We start from the raw sequence: 24,758 nt of genomic DNA on the forward strand, positions 1-24,758 counted from the left end.
AGAAGTACTCGCAGCATGGCATGTCAACGGTTTGCCGCTTCAAAATTTTGATATTCAATCGCGGCAAGAGCCAGCGTCCTGGCGGCAACGAGCATTGCTTCTTCATGGATGTCAAATTTCGGATGATGGTGGGAATAAGCAGGTTCTCGTTCGGGCCTGGCTCCTGTAAAAAAGTAGGTGCCTTTTACGTGCTGCAAATAATAGGCAAAATCTTCGCCGCCCATGATGAGCTCGGACTCCTCAACGGATGATACTTCCGGAACTTCTTTTGCAATCTCCTTTAGAAACTCGGTTTCTTCCCGGTGGTTGACGACCGCCGGATAGCCCCGGTGATAACCAAAACGATAATCGCAGCCGGCGGCTGCACATGTTCCTTGGACGATTGTTTCCAGCTCCGATTCAATTTGATTGCGCACGTCTTCACTGAAAGTTCTTACGGTTCCAGCCAATTTGGCTGTATCGGCGATCACGTTGAAGGCATTTTCCGCCACAAAAGAACCGACTGAAACAACTGCGGGCTCCGTGGGGTTTACCCGCCGGCTGACGATTTGCTGCAGGTTCATTACGAGCTGGGAGCCGACCGCAACTGCATCTTTTGTTTTATGGGGCATGCCGCCATGCCCGCCATGGCCCTTGACCGTCACTTCAAAACGGTCTGCAGCAGCCATAAAGGGGCCCGTTTTATAGCGGATCGTCCCGTAAGGGATCTCGGCCCATAGATGTGTCCCGAATATGGCATCCACCCCTTCAAGGCATCCGTCTTGGATCATGGCGATGGCACCGCCTGGAGCCAGTTCTTCGGCATGCTGGTGAATCAGTACGTATTCCCCCGAAAGTTCTTCTTTTAACTGATGCAAAACTTTTCCGACAATAAGCAATGTTGCCGTATGGCCGTCATGTCCGCATGCGTGCATGGCCCCCGGAATTTTTGAGCGAAACGGCAAGTTGGTTTCTTCATGAATTGGAAGTGCATCAAAATCGGCCCTCAAGGCAATCGTTTTGCCGGGCTTATTTCCTTTAATTCGGGCGATAACCCCATTTCCCCCGACACCGGTTTGGACATCAATTCCAAGATTTTGATAAAAATCAGCTATGTACCTGGGCGTCTTTTCTTCTTTAAAAGACAATTCCGGATACTGATGCAAATAGCGGCGGATTTCTACCATTTCATCGAAATACTGTTCCAGTTTTTTTAAGATTGCCTGTTTCAAATAGAACACCACCCAACATTTTTTCACATTAGATTATATCATTAACAGAAAAATAAAGGAATGCCAACGGGCGGCATTCCCCATGCAGCGAAAGGATGAGGGGACCGGGTGCAGGGCATGGAATCCAAATGGCCGCCCTGCGTTGATTTTTACTTTTAAAGAAAGTATAAGTTTTTTTAGGGTTTAACATTTTGAACAAAGCCCTTAGTTGTCTAGCTCCAGCGCCTATCGACTAGCAGACTTCCCGCCTCCTCCTACGATAAGTCAACATCGGCTCCTTCGTCGCCGTGTTTCCTTTATCTCGTCGGAGGCACTCCAGTCTGTACGTCGATGGGCAAGGCGCTTGCGCTTTTCTTATTCCCTGCTATGGACGGCATTGATGTATTAAAATGGTGATGGAGGGTACCCCAATAAAAGGCCGGGAGTGGTTTTCAAGAATCAGCTTTTATCGGCCGGATCTTCTTCTTCGCCGACGACGTATGTGGTAACGTAGGATGGCCCGGAGAAAACACCTGTATTCTCAGCTGATTTTAAGCCTTTCGATTGATGGGATTTTTTAAAGGATTCCGAGCTTTTCCAGTCAGTGTACGATTCCTCATCCTTCCACATCGTCATGACAATATACGTATCACTGGATAAAGGGCGCAACACTCGCATTGAAACAAACCCCGGAAACTGTTCGACCTGCTTCAGCCTTTTTGTAAAGTCATATTCAAAGATCGGCCGGCCTTCGTCCCGTACAGGAATATGGTTGCAGGCAACAAACCCTTTTTGGGCATGCGTGCCGCAGGAATGGATGATTTCATATTTTCTGGGGGATTTGAAGACAGTCTTGCCATTTGTTTCATGCCATAATAGGACCGTTCCGGGACTTAACATCAAAATCATTGTCTCGTCCGGATATTTGTCCGTTATTTTTTTCATAAAGTAAAAAGTTCCGGTTGTAATGTATGCATACAACGTTAAACACCTCTTTGGCGATTTTGTTAGTATTCGTAGTTTACCCATTTAGGCAACTGAAAAACGCTTCACCGCCTGGGGCTTTATCCCGAAAAAAAGCACAAATTTATGACAACACTGCACCCCGGCTATACTTTGTATGATAAAAATACTATAGTAAAGGCGGACAAGATTTCAGCTCAAACCATCTATTTTTAAATATACTGCAAAGGCCAAAATTGATGAAGGGCGGTTTTATGAATATGAGGAACATAACGAATGATTCTTTTTTAAAAGCGGCGAGGGGAGAGAAGACAGAGCATGTTCCTGTCTGGTATATGCGCCAGGCCGGAAGATCCCAGCCCCAATACAGGGAGCTGAAAGAAAAGTATTCATTGTTTGACATCACGCATCAACCGGAGTTATGCGCCTATGTCACGAGGCTTCCCGTAGAAATGTACGAAGTGGATGCCGCCATTTTATATAAAGATATTATGACGCCGCTCCCTGCACTCGGCATCAATGTGGAGATTGAGAGCGGGGTGGGCCCCGTCATTGGCAATCCGGTCAGGTCAAAAGCGGATGTTGAAAGACTTGGGGAGCTAACGCCTGAAGAAGACATCAGCTACGTACTGGATACGATCAAATTGTTGACGGAAGAGCATTTGTCCGTTCCTTTAATCGGTTTTGGCGGGGCCCCGTTTACGTTGGCGTCATACATGATCGAAGGCGGCCCATCGAAAAATTATCATAAAACGAAAGCTTTTATGTATTCCGACCCTGAAGCCTGGGCACTTTTAATGGATAAGCTGGCCGATATGACCATTGTGTATCTGAAAGCGCAGATCAATGCCGGGGCAAGTGCCGTGCAGCTGTTCGATTCATGGGTAGGGGCGCTCAGCCGCCAGGATTATGGCATGTATATCAAACCCCATATGGTGAAAATTTTTTCCGCCCTGAAAAATGAAAAAGTCCCCCTGATCATGCATGGGGTGGGTGCGAGCCACCTTGCACTGGAATGGAATGACCTGCCGCTCGATGTGATCGGGCTTGATTGGCGGCTGCCGATTCGTGAGGCACGCAGCCTGGGAATTACGAAGGCGGTTCAAGGGAATCTGGATCCTGCCTTGTTAATTTCCTCATGGGACATGATTGAAAAAAGGGCGAAAGAAATTATTGACCAAGGCATTCAAAAGCCGGGGTTCATTTTTAACCTGGGGCATGGCGTGTTCCCTGATGTAAAACCGGAAACGTTAAAAAAGCTGACAGCTTTTATACATGAATACAGCGCACAGCAGTTGAAACAGTCTCAATAAAAAAGGAGCGAAAACCATGGCAAGAAAAAAAATGGGTTTGCTTGTAATGGCTTATGGCACTCCATACACCGAGGATGATATTGAAAGATACTATACACATATTCGGCATGGCAGACCGCCGTCTCCGGAAGCGCTTGAGGATTTACGGAGAAGGTACGAAGCGATCGGCGGCATATCACCTCTCGCCAAAATAACCGAGGATCAGGCTTTCGGCTTGGAGAAGCGGCTGAACGAAATTCAGCAAGAAATCGAATTTAAGGCTTACATCGGGCTGAAACATATTGAGCCGTTTATTGAAGATGCCGTGGAAAAAATGCATGAAGACGGCATTGCGGAAGCTGTTTCAATCGTATTGGCGCCCCATTTTTCAACGTTCAGCGTCAAGTCTTACAACAGCCGTGCGCAAGAAAAGGCCGGGGAACTTGGCGGCCCGTCGATTATATCGGTTGAAAGCTGGTATAAAGAACCCAAATTCATCAATTATTGGGCCAAAAAAGTGAAAGAGACATTGGAAATTATGCCTGCAGAAGAACAAGAGTCTGTTTGCCTGATCGTATCGGCTCACAGCCTTCCGGAGAAAATTTTACAGTTTAACGATCCTTACCCGGAGCAATTGGCAGAAACAGCCGATTTGATTGCGGAGGCAGCAGGGATAAAAGAATATGCTGTAGGCTGGCAAAGTGAAGGAAATACACCGGAGCCCTGGCTTGGCCCCGACGTCCAGGATTTAACAAGGGTCTTGCATGAACGAAAAGGCTATAAAGCATATATGTATATTCCGGCCGGTTTTGTTTCGACTCATTTGGAAGTCCTTTACGATAATGATTATGAATGCAAAGTCGTGACAGACGAGGTTGGTGCTTCATACTACCGACCCGCCATGCCTGATGCCCAGCCGGAGTTTATTGATACCATGGCCACGGTCGTTTTGAAGAAACTGAAATATGTTGACTAATTTGCAAAAAGAAGGCGGTATCGTTTTGGAAAGTCAAAAAACAGTTGTTATAATCGGCGGCGGCATCACCGGTTTGACAGCAGCGTATTATTTGCAGAAGGCAATTGCTGAACAAAAGCTCCCGATTGATATAAAACTCATTGAAGCAAGCCATAAACTTGGAGGAAAAATTCAAACAGTCCATAAGGAAGGCTTTATTATTGAGCGGGGTCCCGATTCATTTTTGGAGCGAAAGACAAGTGCCGCCGAACTTGTGAAAGATATAGGATTGGAAGGACAGCTTGTAAACAATACTGCGGGAAAATCATTCGTGCTTGTTAATGAGAAGCTCCATTCCATGCCAAAAGGGGCAGTAATGGGGATCCCTACACAAATCACCCCTTTTATCACAACCAATTTATTTTCGGTTCAAGGAAAAATGCGGGCGGCCGCCGATTTGATTATTCCGCGTTCAAAAGTATCGGGAGACCAGTCATTGGGCGGATTTTTCAGAAGGCGATTGGGTGATGAGGTCGTTGAAAATTTAATCGAACCTCTTTTGTCCGGAATTTATGCCGGGGATATCGACCAGTTGAGCCTTGAATCCACGTTCCCCCAGTTTCACGAAGTGGAGAGGAAATACCGCAGCTTAATATTGGGAATGAAGAAAACAACACCATCAGCTCCGCAAAAAACGTCAAGCCCGAAAAGCCGGGGGATTTTTCAAACCCTTAAAGGCGGGCTGCAGTCAATGGTGTGCGCCATTGAAAAAAAACTTCCTCCGTCTGTCGTCATGAAAGGAATCCGTGTCACGGAAGTTTCAAGGAACGGAGGCTATACGGTTTATTTAAATAACGGAAAAAAAATTGAAGCGGATAGTGTTGTTGTCACGGTGCCGCATATGGTGCTTGCTGATCTTTTTCCGAACCATGAATTTTTTGGTGGTTTTAAAGACATACCCTCAACGTCTGTGGCAACGGTAGCGATGGCATTTGACGCAAAAGACGTGGAGGACCGCATTGATGGAACAGGTTTTGTCGTTTCCAGAAACAGTGATTATACCATTACAGCCTGTACATGGACACACAAAAAATGGCCGCACACAACACCGGCAGGAAAAGTGCTTTTACGGTCATATGTCGGGCGTGCCGGAGAAGAAACCGTCGTTGATCTGCCTGATGAAGACATTGAACAAATCGTATTGGATGATTTAAAAAGGATCATGGATGTGAAGGCCAAGCCGGAATTTACAATTGTCACCCGCTGGAAGCAGGCGATGCCCCAATATACGGTAGGCCATAAGGCCCGTGTTGCCCGGATGCATGAAAATGCCAGCCGGCAATTGCCCGGCATCTTTATTGCCGGCAGCTCGTTTGCAGGCCTTGGTATCCCTGACTGTATTGATCAGGGCAAAGCAGTGGTGGAAAAGGTTTTAACGTATGTCAACACATAGCAAAGGCGGCCCGTTCCGGCCGCTTTTTTTTGTGTGCCCGCCATGGCGGTACAACAAAAATAAGAAAGGAGAGGCTCCTTTCCTGCTACAAGGCCTTTTTAATATCTTTTACGATTTGTTTAAACGGAACCTCTTTGTTTCCGGGATATTCGCCGATAATTTCTCCGTTTTTATTCAGAAGATAAAAGCTGGATCCATGGATCACCTGATCGTCGTCACGCGGTTTTTTTACGACGGCTTTGAAGTTTTTCGGAACGTAATCTTCAATTTCCTTTTGGGAATACCCTGTTAAAAAGTGCCATCTGGAAAAGTCGGCATTAAAGGCTTCACCGTACTGTTTTAACACTTCGGGCGTATCAATTTCGGGATCTACGCTGAAAGATACAAAATGAACGTCATCCAGCTTTTCTTCTTTTACTCTTTTCTGCAATTCACTCATATTCATGGACATTGGCGGGCAAATACTCGTACAATTTGTAAATACGAAATCAGCCACCCACACTTTTCCTTTCAATTCCTTCAGGCCGAAAGGTTTTCCGTCCTGATCCGTAAAGTTAAAATCCTCGATCGGCTTGCCCCTCTTTTCGGATGAACAGGCAGTCAATGCGAGCAAAACAGCCAGAAACACAATATATAATGTTTTTTTCAAGGAAAATACCTCCATTTATGCACTCTCATATTCATTATAACCTACGTTTGCTGTTAAACAGGATCATGTCACCGAGAGTTCGAAAATTATTCAATATAGGCATTAAAAACATGCGTTGAGCGGATCGATGTATAATGGTAAAATCTTTTCGAGTACATACAATCGGGACTGAAGAAAGGTGTGAAAAGTGATTTATCCACTTATTAAAAAATATTTATTCCGGCTAGACCCGGAGGATGTCCATCATAAGACGGTGGCGCTGTTAAAACTGGCTGAAAAAATGGGCAGAGGCGGACTGCTCGAAAAGATGTATGGTTCAGCCGACAGCCGGTTGGCGTCCACGGTGATGGGGATCCATTTTCCCAATCCTGTCGGGCTCGCCGCCGGTTTTGATAAAAATGCAGAAGTATACCGCGGTTTGGCCGCATTGGGCTTCGGATTTGTGGAGGTAGGGACGATTACGCCAAAGGCCCAACCCGGTAATGACAGGCCCCGCCTTTTCCGCCTTGTTGAGGACAAAGCGGTCATTAACCGAATGGGCTTTAACAACGAGGGAGCGGAGCGGGTCAAAGATAATTTGCAGGACTTCGAAAACGCCCATGTTCCGATTGGAATCAACATCGGAAAAAACAAAGTCACCCCGAATGAGGATGCTGCGGATGATTATGAAACATGTTTGGAAGTTCTCTACCCTTACGGACATTATTTTGTTATCAATGTAAGCTCCCCTAATACCCCCAACTTGAGGGACTTGCAGGAAACAGACAGCCTCAGGCAATTAATCGCGGCCATTCAAGACAAGAAATGCGATTTGGAACATAAGGGCGCCCTAGAGAAACCGATCATGTTGAAAGTTGCTCCGGACATGGCGGATGAACAGATGTCTGACATCATCCGCCTGGCAAAAGAGCAGGGACTTTCCGGCATCATCGCCACGAATACGACACTATCCAGGGAAGGCCTCCGGAATCAGTCGGTCTCGGGTGAGGCTGGCGGATTGAGCGGCCTGCCGTTGAAGGACCGTTCAACTGCCTGGATAAAGGAAATCTATCAAGAAACGGGGGACAAGCTGCCCATTATCGGGGTCGGAGGTATTTTTACAGGGGATGATGCCTATGAAAAAATCCGGGCAGGAGCAAGCCTCATCCAAGTGTATACTGGAATGATTTACGAGGGGCCCGCCATTGCAAAAAATATCAATACAAGGCTGCTGGAATTGATGGACAGGGACGGAATCAGCCATATTTCCGAAGCCGTGGGAGCAGATGCCAAATAGCGAGAATGAAAGCCGTCTTTATTGATGGCTTTTTGATGTTTGCACAACAATTTTTATAATAAAGCAAAATAAAAATAGATTGACAATATATACCCCCCTAATTTATAATTTTTGAAAATTGATATTTTGAAGGGGAGCAGAAAAAATTGAAGGGATTGTACATAAAAATGGGGGGATGTAAGTGATCGCATTCAGAAAACGCGCTTTTGCTTTTGTTAGCGCTATTTTTATTTTGGGGGCGTGCAGCAGCAATTCCGCTTCGCCTGAACCTAAAAAAGAAGATGGGGAAAAGGAAAAGAAGGAAACGTATACGATTGGCGTGACACAAATCCAGGAGCACCCCGCCTTGAATGAGGCCACTGAAGGGTTCCAAAAAGCGCTGGAAGAAGCGGGACTGGATGTGGAATACGATATTCAAAACGCCCAAGGCGATAACACTGCCAATGACACGATTGCCACTAATTTTGTCAGTGCGAATGTCGATCTTATTTTTGCCAATTCAACACCGAGCGCACAGGCGGCATTGAGCAAGACGACGGAAATTCCGATCGTGTTTACTTCAGTCGTGGACCCGGTTGGGGCTGAATTAGTCGAATCAATGGAAAAACCGGGCGGAAATGTAACAGGAACGAGCCATCACCATCCTGATTCCATTCCAAAGACGCTGGAGTTCTTTAAAGAAGAATTGAAAGCGAAAAAAATCGGAACAGTATACAATTCCGGGGAGCAAAACTCGCGGGCCCAAATTGACAAGCTTAAAAAACAAATGGACGACTATGGATTGGAGTTGGTAGAGGCAACCGTTTCAACAACCGCTGATGTAAAACAGGCAACCGAGTCGATTATCGATCAAGTGGATGCTTTTTATGTGATTACTGACAACACGGTTGTTTCAGCCTTTGAGTCGGTAGCGGACGTCACAACAGATAAAAAAGTGCCGTTGTTGGCAGCCGATATCGCTTCGGTTCCGCGCGGTGCCTTTGCCGCATATGGCGTCGACTTTTTTGAAGTTGGCCATGAGGCGGGAAAAATGGCCGTCAAAATATTGACAGAGGAAGCAAAACCGGCTGACATACCGGCCCAGCCGCCAAAAACATTATTGTTTATGGTCAATAAGAAGGTGGCGGATACAATCGAAATGGATATAAAACCGGAGTGGAACGCCGAGATTTACGAAGAATAGAAAAATACAGCAAAAAAAATCTCCTTTCTCAATGTTTGTTTTCGGAAAGGAGATTTTTTGCTGTGATCAGTTATTTAAAATCAAGGCATTTTTCACATTTTGTTCCATAGCATTCGTGCTGTTCAGATATAGTTTCTCCGCATTCCGTACATCTTTTTGGAGGCAGGTTTTTAAAGAATTCCAGGACGTTTATAAGCATTGCAAGCTTCCCTCTCCTTCAATTTGTTATACAACTGTTTATCTTTAAAAACGGTGTATTATAACAGTGCTTTTCCTGTCAATAAAAACTTTCAATCATGATAAATTTTCCAAAATCAAGTATAGTAAAGATAAATAAAAAAGTTGGTGAACACATTGGAACTGACTGTATTGGGATGCTGGGGCGGCTATCCGAAAGCCGGCGAAGCCAGCTCCGGTTATTTGCTGAAACATGAACACTTTCACCTGTTGATCGATTGCGGGAGCGCTGTCCTGTCCAAGCTGCAAACGGTCATGCCGCCCGAAAAACTGGATGCGATCGTACTTTCCCATTATCATCCGGATCATACAGCGGATATCGGCGTTATCCAACATGCACTTTACGTTGGAAAATTCATCCATCAATACGGGGGTTGCCTTCCCGTCTATGGACATGGCCAGGATGAGGCCGAATTTGCAAAACTATCTTATAAGGACGTCATGAAAGGGATGCGCTATGAACCGGCTCAACCATTGCAGATTGGGCCATTCTCCGTTGTTTTCTTCAAAACGAAGCATTCCGTCCCCTGTTACGGCATGAGAATCGAAGCCGGCGGAAAGACGCTCGTTTACACTGGTGACACTGCATTTTTTCAAGAGCTGGCGGAATTTTCCAAGGATGCTGATGTGTTATTGGCGGAGACCAATTTTTATAAAGGGATGGATGGAGCGGCGGCCGGGCATATGACGAGTGAGGAGGCTGGATGGATTGCAAAGAGGGCAAAGGTGAAGAAGCTGATTTTGACACACCTTCCGCACTTCGGCAACTTGAATCAGCTTAAAACAGAAGCGGGGGAACAATACGGCGGGGAAATTCTCATCGCAAAAGAAGGACTTGCCGTTTCAATATAAAAGAATGGAAAGGAAGGAAAAATATGCTTTTTATTGATAATAACGGGGTGACGGATCCGCACATTAATTTGGCGATAGAAGAGTTTGCGCTCAAACATCTGGATGTCAACAATACATATTTATTATTTTACATTAATGAACCTTCGATCATTATCGGAAAAAACCAAAATACGATTGAGGAAATCAATACGGAGTATGTGGAAAAAAACGGTATTCATGTTGTTCGCAGACTGTCCGGCGGCGGCGCTGTTTACCATGATCTGGGCAATTTGAACTTCAGCTTTATTACGAAGGATGATGGCGACAGTTTCATGAACTTCCAAAAATTTACACAGCCTGTCATCCAGGCCCTGGAAAAAATCGGTGTAAAAGCAGAAATGAAAGGGAGGAATGATATTCTCGTCGACGGAAGAAAAATTTCCGGAAATGCCCAATTTGCAACGAGGGGCAGGATGTTCAGCCACGGAACGCTCATGTTTGATTCGGAGATTGAAAACGTCGTATCGGCATTGAAAGTAAGAAAGGATAAAATTGAATCTAAAGGCATTAAATCAATTCGCAGCAGGGTGGCCAACATTTCCGAATTTTTATCCGAAAAAATGACGATAGAAGCGTTTAAGCAATTGCTGCTCCGCCATATTTTTGAAGGAGCGGACGAAATACCCGAATATACATTAACCGATGATGACTGGAAGAAAATTCATGAGATTTCCGAAAAACGCTACAAAAGCTGGGATTGGAACTATGGAAAGTCGCCCCAATTTAATATCCGGCATTCTCACAGGTTCCCGGTCGGCCTCATTGAATTCCGCCTGGATGTAAATAAAGGCATTATCTCACAATGTAAAATATTTGGGGACTTTTTCGGTGTCGGCGATGTGGCCGATATTGAAAACCGTTTGACCGGAACCCGCTACGAGCGATCGGAAATCGAAAGAGCGCTGGCAGGGATTGATGTCCCCCATTATTTCGGAAATGTAACGAAAGCTGAAATTGTCAATTTAATCTATTAGCCTGCATTATTTTTTCTGAAAAAGGAGAGGGATGGAATGGAAAATATTTTATTACATGTGGAGAATTTTATCGCAACCGTCACGATTAACCGGCCGGATTCTTTGAACGCCTTCAATTATGAAACACTGCGCCAGCTTGAAGAAACAGTTGAATCCCTTAGGCTCAACAAGGATGCAAGGGTCATTGTGTTTCGGGGAGCTGGTGACAAAGCATTCAGTGTCGGAGCAGACTTGAAAGAAAGAAAAACACTTTCTGAAGAGCAGGTCCGCCGCAATGTCTATAAAATAGGGGAAGTGTTCCATTCGGTCGAAAAACTTCCGCAGCCGACGATTGCCGCGATGAATGGACACGCATTTGGGGGCGGAATGGAGCTGGCGCTTGCATGCGATTTTCGGATCGCCGCCAAAGATGCGCTGATGGGGCTGACAGAAACGAGTCTTGCGATCATACCGGGCGCCGGCGGAACACAGCGGCTGCCCCGTCTGATCGGCGAGGCAAAAGCGCTCGAGCTCATATTAACGGCGAAAAGATTCTCGGGTGAAGACGCTGTTGCATATGGAGTGGCAACGAAAGCGGTGGAGCGGGAAAAGGTTATGGAAGCCGCAAGAGAATTGGCAGACGCCATTTTGGCCAATGGCCCGATTGCCGTTCAGCAGGCAAAATATGCCGTTAAAACGGGGATGAATGCCGATCTTGCCACCGGGCTTGAAATCGAGAGAAAGGCCTATGAATTGACAATCCCGACAGAGGATCGGATCGAAGCCCTTCGGGCATTCAGTGAGAAGAGAAAGCCAGTATACCAGGGGAGGTAACATAAGACAAGCCACGTGAACATGTGGCTTGTTTCTTTATCGCTCTTCTTGCAACTGGCGGATGGAAACGGTCCGTTCATTTTGCGGCTCGTCAATCGGGAAAACCCTGGCCGTCTCATTTTTCTCATCCACATGCTGGATATATACAGGAACGCCGTTCAAAGTGACCTTTGCCATGTCCGGCAAGGAAGCAATTTCTTTTGCTCGTATTATATTCATGAATGAACCCTCCCAATTATACTATTTGTTCTTGATGATTGGGTTATACGTGCAGAAATGAATCGGGGGCTTGAGATGAAAAATTATCATTGTTGTGCCACATGCATTCATTTTTCGGCAGAAAGAAAAGAGGGCAGGATGGTCTATTTATGCACCCGCCTTGGGTATGAAACGAAAACGAACTATCAGTTTGATTGCTGGACACCCAAAAAAAACGTCAGAAGATTGATAGAAAAACAAAAGAGGAGGCGAAATCATGATTAAGTTGAAAACTGCTATTTGTAATGAGTTAAACATTCAATTTCCGGTCATTCAGGCAGGTATGGCAGGGACTGCGACTGCGGCATTGGCGGCGGCTGTTTCCTCGGCCGGCGGGCTTGGGACAGTCGGTGCGGCTTATATGTCTCCCGAAACCATCAGAAATAGCATCAGGGAAATTCGTGACCGGACGGATAAGCCGTTTGGCGTAAACTTATTTTGTACGAAAGAACAAGGCAGCATGGCAGGCTTTGAAAAAGTTCAACATGTCTTAAATCGCTTCAGAAAGGACCTGGGAATGAAGGAGACGTTTGACTTTGAAAAGCCGCCGCAGATATTTGAAGAGCAATTTCAAGTGCTGATCGAAGAAAAAGTCCCGGTGATCAGCACCGCATTTGGTTTGCTTCCACCGGATAAAATGGAGCAGGCAAAAAAAGCGGGGAGCAAGGTCATTTCCATGGTGACAACCGTAAACGAAGCGATCGCTGCGGAAAAAGCGGGTGTGGATATCATTGTGGCCCAGGGAAGTGATGCCGGGGGACATCGCGGAACGTTTGATATCGGCGCGCATCCAAACGGGGCCAATGTCGGCACTTTTTCACTCGTCCCGCAAGTTGTGGATCATGTAACGGTCCCCGTTGTCGCTGCTGGTGGCATTATGGATGGAAGAGGGCTGATCGCCGCACTGGCACTGGGTGCTGCCGGTGTTCAGCTCGGAACAGCTTTTCTGATTAGCAAAGAATCCGTCGCCCATCCTGTCTATAAGAAGGCATTGTCCGAAAGTACAGAAGAAAGCACCGTCATTACGAAAAGCTTTTCGGGACGGCCGGCCCGCGGCATCAAAAACACATTTATCCAAGAATTTGAAGCCGCAGCCGAACCGCTTCCGTTTCCCGTCCAAAATGCCTTGACGAATGACATCAGAAAAGCGGCCGCAGAAAAAAACAGGCCGGAATATATGTCGTTATGGGCGGGACAAGCAACACGCCTCCTCCGGTCAGACGAACATGCCGCTCAAATTCTCGAAAACATCATGGAGGAAGCGAACCAAGTTCTAAGCTAAGATATCGAACAATAAAACGCTTTATAGGAAAAAATAATGATTTTCATCAGCGCGGCGTCTTCGCCCGCTTATTTTTTTCGCAGCAGGATACAATACTTTCGTATAGGTTCTATTCTGGTCCGTTTTTTCCTACATATAATAATGAAATGGACGAGGGGGGAATGAAATGGTTAGAAAATGGGGTTTGCGTGCAATTGCCGTTTATTTTTTGTTCGGTGCCGCCATGTATATTTATTTGTTTTTCTTGGCAGACACGTCCATTCCGGATGCATATAAGGGTACGAGTGTCGATCCAGCCACTTTTTTAAATGCCCGGGAAATAATGTTAAGTGAAGAATATTCCAAGATCCGCGATTTGCTTTTTTTTCTGTCCGATCCTTATGAATGGCTGTTTTACTTTTTGGTACTTATTTTTGGCATTTCAGCAGCCTTCGAACGTTGGGCAGGCCAGGCATCAAAGTGGTTTCCGCTGAAAACAGCCATTTATTTGTTTTGGCTGTCCCTTGCATCATTCGTATTTACTTTTCCACTTTCCTACGTTTCTTATTTATTCTCGAGAACCTACAATATTTCCACACAGCTGTTTCGATCTTGGATGAAGGACGAATTGATTGATTTTTGGGTCGGCTACGCCACCATGTTCATCGTGGTCATTGTATTGTACAGTCTGATGAAAAAATTTCAAAAGAAATGGTGGCTCGCCGCATGGGTTTTGTCGATTCCGTTTTCCATTTTCATGATGTTTATCCAGCCTGTCGTTATTGATCCGCTTTATAACGATTTTTACCCGCTGAAAGACAAACAGCTTGAATCAAAAATCCTCTCGCTTGCCGACGAGGCGGACATTCCGGCGGAGCATGTATATGAAGTGGATATGTCGCAAAAAACGAATGCGTTAAACGCCTATGTAACGGGTGTCGGTTCCAATTCCCGAATCGTGCTTTGGGATACGACCCTCGAGCGGCTTGATGATGAGGAAGTTTTGTTTATCATGGCCCATGAGATGGGGCATTACGTGGAAAAGCACATTTATTTTGGCATGGCCGGCTATATATTGCTTTCCTTTGCAGGCCTGTGGCTGACGGCGAAATGGATGGAACGCTGGGTGGCCAAAAGAGGAACAGTGTGGAAGGTGGAAAGCATAGCAAATATCAGTTCCTTGCCGGTTTTCCTGCTGATTACATCCATGCTTCTGTTTGCAGCCAGTCCTTTGACCAATTGGGTGTCACGCTACCAGGAAATGCGGGCCGATCGCTACGCGCTCGAAATGACACAGGATAAAGCTGCGGCCGTACAGACATTTCAGAACTTGACGAGAGCCGGGTTAAGCCAGGTAAATCCGCCATATCTTGTGAAGATTTTCCGCTATGGACATCCGACGATGTTTGAACGGATCCGAATGGTGGAAGAATTTGAATATGATCAAGAAGGCGACTGACTTATCCGCTTCAATCCGGCGGGGGTTTTCTTTATCCCCCGCATGGCCGGTTCATGCGGGAAAAACGAAAAACATCCCCCTGTCAGGGGGATGAATTGTGTTTTTGCTTTTATTCTGTATATTTTGCCAATTCTTTTGTCAGTTTCATAAATGCTTCTTTGTCTCTTCGGTCAAGCGCCAGGTCAATTTCCTTCCGCAGCTGCTCTTCGCGTCTCTTTTGGAGGAGTCCGTTCAGGAAAAGCTCAGTGTACCACTCAAGCGTTTTAGCCTCTTTTTGTTGCTGTGTCATCGTATACTCTTTCAACAGTTCCTGATAAGATTTCTTCCTTTCCATCGATGATCACCTCGGAACCTTTTTTTAATTATACACGGTTAATGGGCAAAATACAACCAATCTTTAAAAATTTTCAGATGGTTTTATAAAATATTGTTTGTGACGAGAATTCCCCCTATTCCAATTATTTAAAATTTGGATGACATTTTTGAAAATGTATGATAAAATCTTTATGAATTATGATGAAGTTTGCTGAAAGGGGAAGTATAATGACGAAAAAGGATTTATTTTTTGTCGAGGATTATGAAATTAACCCGTATACGATGATGATTAAACCTGCAGCGAACAATGATCCTCGATTTCTCTCGGAAATTTTTGAGATGAATGGCCGTTATTTATCTTCAGACTCACCATTTGATATCGTCAGGAGAAGCTGCGAATATTTTGGCTCATCCTTCAATGGCAGGCGCCAGGGGACGAAGCAGCTTATTGGAATTACTCACAAGGCACCGATTATCGTTGACCCCCATACATCCATCTTTCTTTTTCCTACTGCATCACCGACAAGTCCTCATTGTATATGGATTTCCCATGATTATGTTGCTTCACATGAAAGAAACGGGTCTGACGAGACGATCGTTACATTCCAAAACAATGAAAGCCATAAACTTCCGGTTTCGTTTTATTCGTTTGAAAACCAGTTATCGCGGACTGCCATGCTAAGAATCAAATTTATGCAAAATATGAAACGGATGGAAAATTTCGGCAGGCTTATACATAATCAGGCTTCTGAACAAAAAGGGCCCTATCGGATTGGTAAATAGAAGGAGCATATTCATGTCTCCTTCTTTTTGGCTGCCCGCTCCGTTATGGGGGAAGGCGCTTGCGCTTTACTCCGGCCGCTGTCCAAATAATAAGCGAGCAGCTCTTCGACCCTGTTTCGCAGGCGGGGGTTAAAGTAATTGTGGTGTTCTTCGTAGCCTTTGTAAAAGAACATATACATCGTAAAGGCATTGTCCGATTTCATTTTCTTGACGCGGATATTGTTTTTTTGTAAATGGCCATTCACTTCCGCGAGTTCCTTCTGGATCGTGACCATTGTTTTTTTAATCAATTCCTGATAAGGCTTTTTTAATTTGAAAGGGCTTTTTTCTATAATGTGCAAGTCGCGGTGCAATACGGAAAGAACCATCGGCAAGTATATCGCCTGCTCAATCACATCCCGTTCATTTTCAGGAATTCTTGTCACTTTTCATTCTCCTTTCCTGACCAAGGGAACGTTTGTTCCTATTTTACTAAGAGGCACCCGAAATGGCAAGATGAAATTGCTGGTGCGAAAGGGAAATACTGTATGAGGAAGGAATGATGCAGAATAGAAAAGAGGCATCCGGCTATGTTATAATTTAAAAACAAACAAGGCCGTGCTCCCGGTTGCGAATAGAGGAATGTTGATGGATTTGGATTTCTTCAAAGATTGGATAACGATTGAAAATGTGATGGAATTAATCGAAAAATACCGTTCATTCGGCCCGCTCCCCGGCATATTATTGCCGTTCCTGGAGGCGTTTTTCCCTTTTTTGCCGCTGTTTTTGTTTGTGATGGCAAATGCCAACGCTTTCGGACTTGGCTGGGGTTTTCTTTTTTCCTGGGTTGGCTCTGCGGCTGGAGCCTATTTTGTGTTCTTGCTTATACGAAGATTTGGCGAAACCCGGGTATTCAACTTTCTGCGCAGGCATCAAAAAGTTCAAAGCTTGATGACTTGGGTGGAAAGACGCGGCTTTGGCCCGTTGTTTATTTTACTCTGTTTTCCGTTTACACCGTCGGCGGTCGTAAATATTGTGGCGGGTCTTTCGAAAATAGGCGTTTATCAATATATGCTGGCCGTGTTAACCGGGAAAGCCGTCATGATTTTTATCATGAGCTTTATTGGATACGACATCGTCTCTCTTGTAAAACAGCCCGTCAGAACAGGAATTGTTTGTGTGATCATCGCCGTTCTATGGTATGCCGGTAAACGGATCGAAGAAAAGATGAAGGATAAAATACATATGCGGGGCTAAGAAAAGTGTACGTGCCTTTCCTGAAGTATACAGGCTGTTGAGGCTTGATGAAATACCAAAAAGACGCAAGATCTTGTCATGGCACATTCTGAAAGAACCGCCGGACGGGGCAGAAAATATTTTATATAAAAACTGCCAATGTTTCGGCGGTTTTTTTGCTGTTATAGTATAAATTTTTTATGAATATCAGGCTGAAAAAAACATCTGCTCTGTCCAGCTTCGGCGGACAGGACGTTAACGGAATGTATGTTCGCATTGTGGCTGTTGTATGTTATAATAAAGAAAAGGATTTCGGTTTCATGGGGCAATACGCGAAAGAGGGGTTGGAAACATGGCGCTTCGTTTTATTATCGGACGCTCGGGGACAGGCAAAACTACATTCATTCTGAACGAAATAAGGGAAAAATTAAAAGAACAGCCCGACGGCCCTCCGATTCTATACATAGTACCGGAGCAAATGACTTTTTTATCTGAACATGAATTGGTGAAAACGCCGGGTCTTTCCGGCATGATCCGGGCCCAGGTGTACAGTTTTACGCGGCTTGCCTGGCGGATATTTCAGGAAACGGGCGGAGCAAGCAGAAACCACGTGACAAGCGCAGGTCTGAATATGCTGATCAGGAAAATTGTCGAAGACCATAAAAATGACTTGAAGCTGTTCAGGCAGGCATCCGATAAATCGGGATTTGTACAGCAGTTGGAACGGATGTTCACGGAATTTAAACATTATTGCGTGCAGCCGGCCGATTTGGCTAAACAAAGGGAGGAAATGGCCTTTCTTCATTCAACACGGGCATTGGCCGATAAACTTCATGACATTGAATTGATTTACAGGCTTTTTGAAAAAGGCCTGGAAGGGAAATATTTGGATTCCAACGATTATTTGCGCCTGTTGTCCGAATTGATTGGCCGCTCTCAATACTTGCAAAATGCCGAGGTTTATATTGACGGCTTTCACAGTTTTACACCCCAGGAATATTTGGTGATATGCCGCCTTATGAAAAAATGCAGCAGGGTCTCGGTGGCGCTCTTATTGGATCGGCCATTTAGAAATGAACTGCCGGATGAACTTCATTTATTCAGGATGACCGGTGAGACATACGCCCGCTTATACGATATGGCAAAGCAGGAAAACGTTCAGGTCGAACATGATATTCAACTTGCGAATCCGCGAAAATTCAAGGCGGACAGTTTGCGCCATTTAGAAGCAGGATTTGAAAACAGGCCTGTGATGGCTTCCGGGGAGAAAAGCGGCATCCAGGTGATGACGGCTGCCAATCGCCGGGCCGAAATGGAAGGCATCGCGAGAGAAATACGCCGGCTCGTAATGGAGGAAGGATGCCGCTATAAGGATATAGCTGTTTTAATCCGTAACGGAAACGACTACCGGTCGACTTTGGAGACCATTTTTCATGACTACGAAATACCATTTTTTATCGACCAGAAACGTTCCATGCTCAACCATCCGCTTGTAGAACTCATTCGCTCTGTTTTGGAGGTAATCAATGGAAATTGGCGCTATGAACCGGTATTTCGGGCCATCAAAACAGACTTGCTCTTTCCCCTCGAAGAAGATATCGACACTCTTCGGGAACAAATGGACAGGCTGGAGAATTACGTTCTGGCCCATGGAAAGAAAGGGGATGACTGGACAAAAAAAGAACGTTGGACATACAGCCGGTTTCGCGGCTTGGAATCAACCCATTTCGTACAGACCGATAAAGAAAGGGAGATTGAGAGGGAGCTCGCCCGTTCAAGGGACATCGTTGCCCTCCCGATTGTCAGGCTGTCCAGGCGAATGAGAAAAGCCGAAAAGGGCCGGGATTTGTGTGAAGCTGTCTATTTATTTCTGGAAGAGCTGGAAATCCCCAAAAAGTTGGAATTGCTCAGTGAAAAGGCTGCGGAAAAGGGCCGGCTTGTCGAATCAAGAGAACACGACCAGGCGTGGAATGCCATCATCGAATTGATGGATCAGTTCGTAGAAATTTTGGGGGATGCGAACATATCATTGGATCAGTTTATTTCCATCATGGACTCCGGTTTGGAAGAAATGAAGTTTTCCCTTATTCCGCCAGCCGCAGACCAAGTTTTCGTTGCCAATTTGGAATTATCAAGACTGTCCCATATTAAAGCAGCATTTGTTGCCGGGTTAAACGACGGTGTGTTGCCGGCAAGGGTGACGGATGGGGGAGTACTGTCCGACGAAGACCGGACTGCTTTGCTGCAAGCAGGCATGTCCATTGCACCGGACAGCAGAAAGCGGCTCCTGAATGAGGAGTTTGTGGCATATCAGGCATTGACTGCCGCGGAAGAGCAGCTCATACTGTCCAGCCCGCTTGCAGACGATGAAGGAAAAGCCCTTCAGCCCTCTCCATTGATCGACAGGATCAGGGCAATGTTTCCCCATGCAGCGGAAAAAATGATTGTCAATGAACCGGCCGAACTGTTTGAAGGGGATCAGCTTGAATATGTTTCCCATCCAGATTCCGCAATTGCGTACTTGACCGGCCAGCTTCAACTGAAAAAAAGAAAATATCCAATGGCTGACTTTTGGTGGGACGTTTACAATTTTTATATGGCTGCTCCCGCCTGGAAAGCAAAGGCAAAGCGTATATTGTCAAGCTTATATTACGACAACAGGACGAAAAAACTGTCTGAAGAAACGAGCAAAAAATTATACGGAGACAAAATAATCGCCAGTGTTTCTCGAATGGAGCTTTTTCACGGCTGCCCTTTTTCCCACTTTGTCTCGCATGGGTTAAAGCTGCAGGAGCGGGAGGTTTACAGACTGGAAGCCCCCCATATCGGAGATCTGTTCCACAGCGCATTAAAATGGATTGCCGACCAAATCCATGAAAATCATTTGAAGTGGACGGAACTGACGAAAGACCAATGTGCATGGCTTGCAAAAGAAGCTGTGGAACACCTGGCCCCGAAATTGAACAATCAAATATTGTTAAGCACAAACCGCCATTCTTACATAAAAAGGAAATTGGCAAAAGTAATTGAAAGAGCTTCATATGTCATGAGCGGGCATGCCAAAAAAAGCGGTTTTTCGCCTGTCGGCCTGGAGCTTTCTTTCGGTCCGAACGAGCCATTGCCGCCTTTGGTGTTCACCCTGAAAGACGGAACCCGCATGGAGCTTCAAGGGCGAATTGACCGGGTAGACAAAGCCGAAAATGAAAACGGCATTTATTTAAGGGTGATCGATTACAAATCAAGCGCCCGCAGGCTGGATTTGAGTGAAGTGTATTATGGGCTGTCCCTGCAAATGTTGACATACTTGGATATCATCGTTACACATTCAAAAACATTAATCGGCAAGGAAGGATTGCCTGCCGGGGTATTTTATTTCCATTTGCATAATCCAATCGTTGAAAGCAATCAGGCAATGACATTGGAAGGCATCGAAGAGGAGATTCACAAAAAATTTAAAATGGACGGCCTCGTTCTTGAGGATCCAAACATCATCCGTCTGATGGACAACACGCTGAAATCGGGGAGTTCCCACATTATTTCCGCAGGTTTGAAAACGGACGGGACATTGAGGGCGGACTCAAAAGCAGCCAGCAGGGAAGATTTTCACAAGTTGCGAAACCATGTCCGCAGCCTTTACAAAAAATCGGGCAACGCCATTCTGTCCGGTTATGTTGAAATCAGTCCCTACCAGCTTGCGGACAAAACGCCGTGTCAATTTTGCCTGTACAAGCCTGTCTGCCAATTTGACGAGGCTTTGCCTGCAAACCAGTTTCGGATCATCCAAAAAGAAAAACGGGAACAAGTGATTGCACGTATTCGGGAAGAGGGTGAGGAAATTTGAAAACGGTCATTCCGGCAAAACCAGAGCAGGCCACATGGACTGATGAACAGTGGAAAGCCATCTTTGCCAAGGATCAGGACGTTTTGGTAGCGGCAGCGGCGGGTTCGGGAAAAACGGCCGTACTTGTCGAAAGGATCATCCAAAAAATAGTGGCGGAAGAAGATCCGCTCGATGTGGATCAATTGCTCGTCGTTACGTTCACAAACGCTTCGGCAGCGGAAATGAGGTCGAGAATCGGAGAAGCGCTCTCGAAGGCAATGAACGACCGTCCTGAATCCAGCCATTTGCGCAAACAATTGGGATTGTTAACCAGGGCATCGATATCCACGCTCCACTCTTTTTGCCTTGAAGTAGTAAGAAAATTTTACTACATGGTCGATATCGACCCGCATTTTCGCATCGGCGATGACACGGAGATGGTGCTTCTCCAAGATGAAGTGATAGATGAATTGTTTGAAGAAGAGTATGGAAAAAAAGATAATGAATCTTTTTTCAGGCTTGTAGATACTTTTACGGGCGACCGCAGTGATGAAGAGCTGCAAACCCTTGTTTTAAAGCTGTATGAATTTTCCCGGTCCCATCCGTTTCCGGATCAATGGCTCGATGAGCTAATCAATATGCATGGTGTAACAGAAGATCACCGCGTGGATGATCTTGTTTATGGAAAACTGCTCCTGTCCGATATCAGGCTTCAGCTTTCGGGGGCAAAAGGTCTCTTGGAAGAAGCATATGACATGACAAAATGGCCGGGAGGACCTGCTCCCCGGGCTGTCAATTATGCGGACGACCTGGAAATCGTCGGCCAAATGGAAAAAGCCGCCGAAGCAGGATTTGACGCGCTCCATGAAACCATGAATCATTGGAAATTCTCACGGGCCAAAACGTGCAGGGGTGATGAATACGACCCTGAATTGGTGAAAAGAGCCGCTGATTTAAGAGACAAGGCAAAGGAAATCCTGAATAATATTTCAACCGAGATTTTTTCAAGGACGCCGGAAAACTTTATCAGGGACATGTGCGAGATGCGTCCTCTTTATGCCACGCTTGTAAAAATGGTCAAGGCCTTTGCCAATCGGTTTGAAAAAATCAAAAAAGAGAAAGGGCTTGTCGATTTCTCGGATTTGGAGCATTTGGCACTTGATATTTTGTTGGATAAAGAAAACGGCCAGATCAACCCTTCGGAGGTGGCTATCGGCTACCGCCATCAATTCAGGGAAGTCCTTGTTGATGAATATCAAGATATTAACATGGTACAGGAGACCATTTTGCAGCTCATTTCGGGTGAGGGAGAAGATAACGGAAATCTGTTCATGGTCGGTGACGTAAAACAATCCATCTACCGATTTCGCCTGGCAGAACCCAATTTGTTTTTGGCAAAATATAACCGCTTCACATCCGAAGGCGACAACGGCGGGCTGCGGATCGATTTGTCCCGGAATTTCCGGAGCCGGGCCGAAGTGCTTGACGGAACCAATTATTTGTTCAAACAAATCATGGGTGTAAAGGTGGGAGAAATCGATTATAACGAAGACGCGGAGTTGATGAAGGGGGCAGGATATCCCGAAGATGAACCGTATCCTGTTGAAGTGGCCGTCATTGATCTGGCAGATGAAAATACCGGCCAAAATAAGCACAACGATGCGGAAATAACGCAAGAAGAGCTTGAAAAAACGAAACTGGAAGCCCGTTTTTTGGCAGGGAAGATCAGGAAGATCATTGACGAAGAAAAGCCCGTCCATGACATAAAAAAAGGGATCTCCCGTCCAGCTCAATATAAAGACATTGTCATTTTGTTAAGATCGCTTACATGGGCGCAAGATATAATGGAAGAATTCAGGCATGCGGGCATTCCTGTCTATGCGGATCTGGCAGAAGGCTATTTTGAAGCGACCGAAGTGACCATCATGCTGTCATTGTTAAAAGTCATTGACAATCCGGAGCAGGATATACCGTTGGCTGCGGTTCTTCGTTCACCGATCGTCGGCCTGGATGAAGAAGAGCTTGCCCATATCCGGCTTGACGCCCGGCAGGGGAGTTATTTTGAAGCCGTTAAAAAATATGTTGAAAGCCCAAATGATGATGGCCAGACGGAAACAAGAGAAAAAGTAAGGCACTTTTTAAGCAGTTTGTCTGAATGGAGGAACCTTGCCAGAAATGGCCCGCTTCCTGATCTCATTTGGCAGCTTTATCGTGATACCGGCTTTTATGATTTTGCCGGCGGCCTTCCGGGCGGAAAACAGCGTCAGGCCAATTTGCGCGCGCTGTATGACCGGGCTTCCCAGTATGAGGAAACTTCCTTCAGAGGTTTATTCCGGTTTCTTCGATTTATTGACAGAATGCGTGACCGTGGCAAAGATTTGGGAGCTGCACGGGCGCTGGGTGAGCAAGAAGATGTCGTACGCGTCATGACGATTCACTCCAGCAAAGGGTTGGAGTTTCCCATCGTATTTGTTTCGGGAATTGGACGTGAATTTCATACAAAGGATTTGTATCGCCCATTTCTATTTGACAAAGATTACGGATTTGCGAGCAAATATATCCACCCGGAAAAACGGATATCATACCCATCCCTTCCCCAGTTGGCCTTAAAGAGAAAAAAGAGGCTGGAATTGGTTGCGGAGGAAATGCGGGTTCTTTATGTGGCGCTTACGAGAGCCAAGGAGAAGCTTTTTCTTGTCGGTACGGTAAAAAATGCGGAAAAAGAAATATTAAAATGGCAAAAAGCGGTCAAAAGTGAAGAATGGCTTTTAAAAGATTTTGACAGGGCGAATGCAATGTCCTATTTGGATTGGATCGGACCGGCTTTATTAAGGCATCGCCATTGCCATATTTGCGACGGCATCCAGGCGGCAAGCCTCATCGCGGAGCACCCTTCCCGGTGGCAAATCGATATTGTTTCGAAAACGGACATTGCGCCGATAGCGGAAGAAGAAGCCAAAGGCAGCGAAGAATGGCTGCAGCGCGTTAAAGCAGGCGAGCCTTTGGATGTTGAGTCCCATTTCAAGGAACTCGTCTTTTCACGGCTAAGCTGGAAGTATCCTTATCAAATGGCTACGAAAAAAATGTCGAAGCAATCCATTTCCGAGCTGAAAAGAATGGCTGAACTGCAGGATGAGACAAGCGGGTATGAGTTTGCAGGAAAACGCCAAAATCTTCTGTTTCATAAGCCCAAATTCTTGGAGCAAAAAACGCTGTCGCCTGCCGAACGGGGAACCATCATGCATACCGTCATGCAGCACATGCCTTTGAACGAAGCTCCGACACTGCTGTCCATCGAACATTTGCTGGATGATCTTATTCAAAGGGAAATCCTTACAGGGGAGCAGGCTGATGCGGTTTCCGGCGAACAGATTGTCCAATTTTTCGAAAGCGAATTGGGAAAAAGGCTCTTGGGAACATCGAACATTTCAAGAGAAGTAGCTTTTACAATGGGCATTCCGGCGCACGATGTTTATCCTGAATGGGACGGGGAAAATGAAGTGGTTGTTGTTCAGGGGGTGGTGGACTGTCTGATAGAAGAAGAAGACGGAGTCGTTTTGCTCGATTATAAAACCGATGCAATTACCGGCCGCTTCCCGGGAGGATTCCCGCAGGCGAAAGAAACATTGAAAACCAGGTACCAAATGCAAGTTCATTTATATGAGCGTGCCATCAAGGAAATTTATAAAAAGAAAGTGAAGGAAAAATATTTGTATTTCTTCGATGGGGGGAATATTATCAAATTATAAAACGGGTGCCCAAAATTCGGGT

Annotated in this window: 21 protein-coding genes; 14 read left to right on the forward strand and 7 right to left on the reverse strand. The window is 45.7% G+C overall.

Annotated features, from left to right (window positions below; all coding sequences use genetic code 11):
* Positions 1 to 23: 23 nt before the first annotated feature.
* Both AB1L08_RS07815 and AB1L08_RS07820 read right to left on the reverse strand, forming a co-directional pair.
* On the reverse strand, positions 24 to 1,211 hold the full coding sequence (locus AB1L08_RS07815; protein WP_413064111.1) for an amidohydrolase: 1,188 nt from the start codon (positions 1,209 to 1,211) through the stop codon (positions 24 to 26).
* Between the two features lie 438 nt (positions 1,212 to 1,649).
* Entirely contained in the window at positions 1,650 to 2,171 is a 522-nt protein-coding gene (locus AB1L08_RS07820) for an antibiotic biosynthesis monooxygenase family protein (RefSeq protein ID WP_413064112.1), read from the reverse strand.
* Positions 2,172 to 2,413: 242 nt separating this feature from the next.
* Here AB1L08_RS07820 and hemE point away from each other — a divergent pair, with 242 nt between their 5' ends.
* From hemE to hemY, 3 genes are read left to right on the forward strand one after another with little or no spacing between them, the layout of a single operon-like run.
* Entirely contained in the window at positions 2,414 to 3,466 is a 1,053-nt protein-coding gene (gene hemE / locus AB1L08_RS07825; protein WP_413064113.1) for a uroporphyrinogen decarboxylase, read from the forward strand.
* A 16-nt stretch (positions 3,467 to 3,482) separates the two neighbouring features.
* Positions 3,483 to 4,421 (forward strand): ferrochelatase, encoded by a 939-nt coding sequence (gene hemH, locus AB1L08_RS07830; protein ID WP_413064114.1) that lies wholly within the window; start codon positions 3,483 to 3,485, stop codon positions 4,419 to 4,421.
* Positions 4,411 to 5,853, forward strand: a complete 1,443-nt coding sequence (hemY, locus tag AB1L08_RS07835) for a protoporphyrinogen oxidase (protein ID WP_413064115.1) — start codon at positions 4,411 to 4,413, stop codon at positions 5,851 to 5,853. The genes hemH and hemY overlap by 11 nt, the downstream gene beginning before the upstream one ends.
* An 85-nt stretch (positions 5,854 to 5,938) precedes the next feature.
* On the opposite strand, the gene AB1L08_RS07840 is transcribed toward hemY, so the two are convergent.
* A complete protein-coding gene (locus AB1L08_RS07840; RefSeq protein ID WP_413064116.1) occupies positions 5,939 to 6,502 on the reverse strand; it encodes an SCO family protein in 564 nt (187 codons plus the stop codon).
* Positions 6,503 to 6,692: 190 nt separating this feature from the next.
* On the opposite strand from AB1L08_RS07840, the gene AB1L08_RS07845 reads away from it, so the two are divergent.
* Both AB1L08_RS07845 and AB1L08_RS07850 read left to right on the forward strand, forming a co-directional pair.
* On the forward strand, positions 6,693 to 7,778 hold the full coding sequence (locus AB1L08_RS07845) for a quinone-dependent dihydroorotate dehydrogenase (protein WP_413064142.1): 1,086 nt from the start codon (positions 6,693 to 6,695) through the stop codon (positions 7,776 to 7,778).
* A gap of 181 nt (positions 7,779 to 7,959) precedes the next feature.
* Positions 7,960 to 8,961 carry an ABC transporter substrate-binding protein gene (locus tag AB1L08_RS07850; RefSeq protein WP_413064117.1) on the forward strand — a complete coding sequence of 334 codons (1,002 nt, stop codon included), beginning with the start codon at positions 7,960 to 7,962 and terminating at the stop codon, positions 8,959 to 8,961.
* A 70-nt stretch (positions 8,962 to 9,031) separates the two neighbouring features.
* Here AB1L08_RS07850 and yhfH read toward each other — a convergent pair whose 3' ends face one another.
* A complete protein-coding gene (yhfH, locus tag AB1L08_RS07855) occupies positions 9,032 to 9,160 on the reverse strand; it encodes a protein YhfH (RefSeq protein ID WP_413064118.1) in 129 nt (42 codons plus the stop codon).
* 155 nt (positions 9,161 to 9,315) lie between these two features.
* On the opposite strand from yhfH, the gene AB1L08_RS07860 reads away from it, so the two are divergent.
* From AB1L08_RS07860 to AB1L08_RS07870, 3 genes are read left to right on the forward strand one after another with little or no spacing between them, the layout of a single operon-like run.
* The gene (locus AB1L08_RS07860; RefSeq protein ID WP_413064119.1) at positions 9,316 to 10,050 is read left to right on the forward strand and encodes an MBL fold metallo-hydrolase; all 735 of its coding nucleotides are present in this window, start codon (positions 9,316 to 9,318) and stop codon (positions 10,048 to 10,050) included.
* A gap of 23 nt (positions 10,051 to 10,073) precedes the next feature.
* Positions 10,074 to 11,063 carry a lipoate--protein ligase gene (gene lplA / locus AB1L08_RS07865; RefSeq protein WP_413064120.1) on the forward strand — a complete coding sequence of 330 codons (990 nt, stop codon included), beginning with the start codon at positions 10,074 to 10,076 and terminating at the stop codon, positions 11,061 to 11,063.
* Positions 11,064 to 11,099: 36 nt separating this feature from the next.
* Positions 11,100 to 11,876, forward strand: a complete 777-nt coding sequence (locus AB1L08_RS07870; RefSeq protein WP_413064121.1) for an enoyl-CoA hydratase-related protein — start codon at positions 11,100 to 11,102, stop codon at positions 11,874 to 11,876.
* 36 nt (positions 11,877 to 11,912) lie between these two features.
* Here AB1L08_RS07870 and AB1L08_RS07875 read toward each other — a convergent pair whose 3' ends face one another.
* Positions 11,913 to 12,095: an H-type small acid-soluble spore protein gene (locus AB1L08_RS07875; protein ID WP_413064122.1), complete on the reverse strand. Its 183-nt coding sequence runs from the start codon at positions 12,093 to 12,095 to the stop codon at positions 11,913 to 11,915.
* A gap of 256 nt (positions 12,096 to 12,351) precedes the next feature.
* Between AB1L08_RS07875 and AB1L08_RS07880 the strand changes: the two genes are divergently transcribed.
* Together AB1L08_RS07880 and AB1L08_RS07885 are read left to right on the forward strand one after the other, a co-directional pair.
* Complete coding sequence (locus tag AB1L08_RS07880; protein WP_413064123.1) at positions 12,352 to 13,416, forward strand: NAD(P)H-dependent flavin oxidoreductase; 1,065 nt, start codon at positions 12,352 to 12,354, stop codon at positions 13,414 to 13,416.
* Positions 13,417 to 13,582: 166 nt separating this feature from the next.
* Positions 13,583 to 14,854, forward strand: coding sequence for a M48 family metallopeptidase (locus tag AB1L08_RS07885; protein WP_413064124.1), 1,272 nt, complete (start codon positions 13,583 to 13,585; stop codon positions 14,852 to 14,854).
* A gap of 109 nt (positions 14,855 to 14,963) precedes the next feature.
* Here AB1L08_RS07885 and AB1L08_RS07890 read toward each other — a convergent pair whose 3' ends face one another.
* Positions 14,964 to 15,188, reverse strand: a complete 225-nt coding sequence (locus tag AB1L08_RS07890; protein ID WP_413064125.1) for an IDEAL domain-containing protein — start codon at positions 15,186 to 15,188, stop codon at positions 14,964 to 14,966.
* Between the two features lie 209 nt (positions 15,189 to 15,397).
* Here AB1L08_RS07890 and AB1L08_RS07895 point away from each other — a divergent pair, with 209 nt between their 5' ends.
* Complete coding sequence (locus AB1L08_RS07895) at positions 15,398 to 15,952, forward strand: competence protein ComK (RefSeq protein WP_413064126.1); 555 nt, start codon at positions 15,398 to 15,400, stop codon at positions 15,950 to 15,952.
* An 11-nt stretch (positions 15,953 to 15,963) separates the two neighbouring features.
* On the opposite strand, the gene AB1L08_RS07900 is transcribed toward AB1L08_RS07895, so the two are convergent.
* Positions 15,964 to 16,377: a YhjD family protein gene (locus AB1L08_RS07900; RefSeq protein WP_413064127.1), complete on the reverse strand. Its 414-nt coding sequence runs from the start codon at positions 16,375 to 16,377 to the stop codon at positions 15,964 to 15,966.
* Positions 16,378 to 16,579: 202 nt separating this feature from the next.
* Here AB1L08_RS07900 and AB1L08_RS07905 point away from each other — a divergent pair, with 202 nt between their 5' ends.
* The 3 genes from AB1L08_RS07905 to addA all read left to right on the forward strand — a co-directional run bounded on the left by AB1L08_RS07905 (position 16,580) and on the right by addA (position 24,736).
* A complete protein-coding gene (locus AB1L08_RS07905) occupies positions 16,580 to 17,188 on the forward strand; it encodes a TVP38/TMEM64 family protein (protein ID WP_413064128.1) in 609 nt (202 codons plus the stop codon).
* A 331-nt stretch (positions 17,189 to 17,519) separates the two neighbouring features.
* Complete coding sequence (gene addB / locus AB1L08_RS07910) at positions 17,520 to 21,008, forward strand: helicase-exonuclease AddAB subunit AddB (protein ID WP_413064129.1); 3,489 nt, start codon at positions 17,520 to 17,522, stop codon at positions 21,006 to 21,008.
* Complete coding sequence (addA, locus tag AB1L08_RS07915) at positions 21,005 to 24,736, forward strand: helicase-exonuclease AddAB subunit AddA (protein ID WP_413064130.1); 3,732 nt, start codon at positions 21,005 to 21,007, stop codon at positions 24,734 to 24,736. Before addB ends, addA begins: the two co-directional genes overlap by 4 nt.
* The last annotated feature ends 22 nt before the right edge of the window (positions 24,737 to 24,758 follow it).

Origin of the sequence: Siminovitchia jepli, from assembly GCF_047228825.1 — a bacterium.
In the GTDB taxonomy this organism is placed as follows: Bacteria; Bacillota; Bacilli; order Bacillales; family Bacillaceae_C; genus Siminovitchia.

Coding starts and splice junctions, on each gene's coding strand:
- AB1L08_RS07890 (WP_413064125.1), bottom strand. CDS start 15,188: ATGGAAAGGAAGAAATCTTATCAGGAACTGTTGAAAGAGTATACGATG.
- hemE (WP_413064113.1), top strand. CDS start 2,414: ATGAGGAACATAACGAATGATTCTTTTTTAAAAGCGGCGAGGGGAGAG.
- AB1L08_RS07875 (WP_413064122.1), bottom strand. CDS start 12,095: ATGAATATAATACGAGCAAAAGAAATTGCTTCCTTGCCGGACATGGCA.
- hemY (WP_413064115.1), top strand. CDS start 4,411: ATGTTGACTAATTTGCAAAAAGAAGGCGGTATCGTTTTGGAAAGTCAA.
- hemH (WP_413064114.1), top strand. CDS start 3,483: ATGGCAAGAAAAAAAATGGGTTTGCTTGTAATGGCTTATGGCACTCCA.
- addB (WP_413064129.1), top strand. CDS start 17,520: ATGGCGCTTCGTTTTATTATCGGACGCTCGGGGACAGGCAAAACTACA.
- AB1L08_RS07885 (WP_413064124.1), top strand. CDS start 13,583: ATGGTTAGAAAATGGGGTTTGCGTGCAATTGCCGTTTATTTTTTGTTC.
- AB1L08_RS07870 (WP_413064121.1), top strand. CDS start 11,100: ATGGAAAATATTTTATTACATGTGGAGAATTTTATCGCAACCGTCACG.
- yhfH (WP_413064118.1), bottom strand. CDS start 9,160: ATGCTTATAAACGTCCTGGAATTCTTTAAAAACCTGCCTCCAAAAAGA.
- lplA (WP_413064120.1), top strand. CDS start 10,074: ATGCTTTTTATTGATAATAACGGGGTGACGGATCCGCACATTAATTTG.
- AB1L08_RS07905 (WP_413064128.1), top strand. CDS start 16,580: ATGGATTTGGATTTCTTCAAAGATTGGATAACGATTGAAAATGTGATG.
- AB1L08_RS07880 (WP_413064123.1), top strand. CDS start 12,352: ATGATTAAGTTGAAAACTGCTATTTGTAATGAGTTAAACATTCAATTT.
- AB1L08_RS07895 (WP_413064126.1), top strand. CDS start 15,398: ATGACGAAAAAGGATTTATTTTTTGTCGAGGATTATGAAATTAACCCG.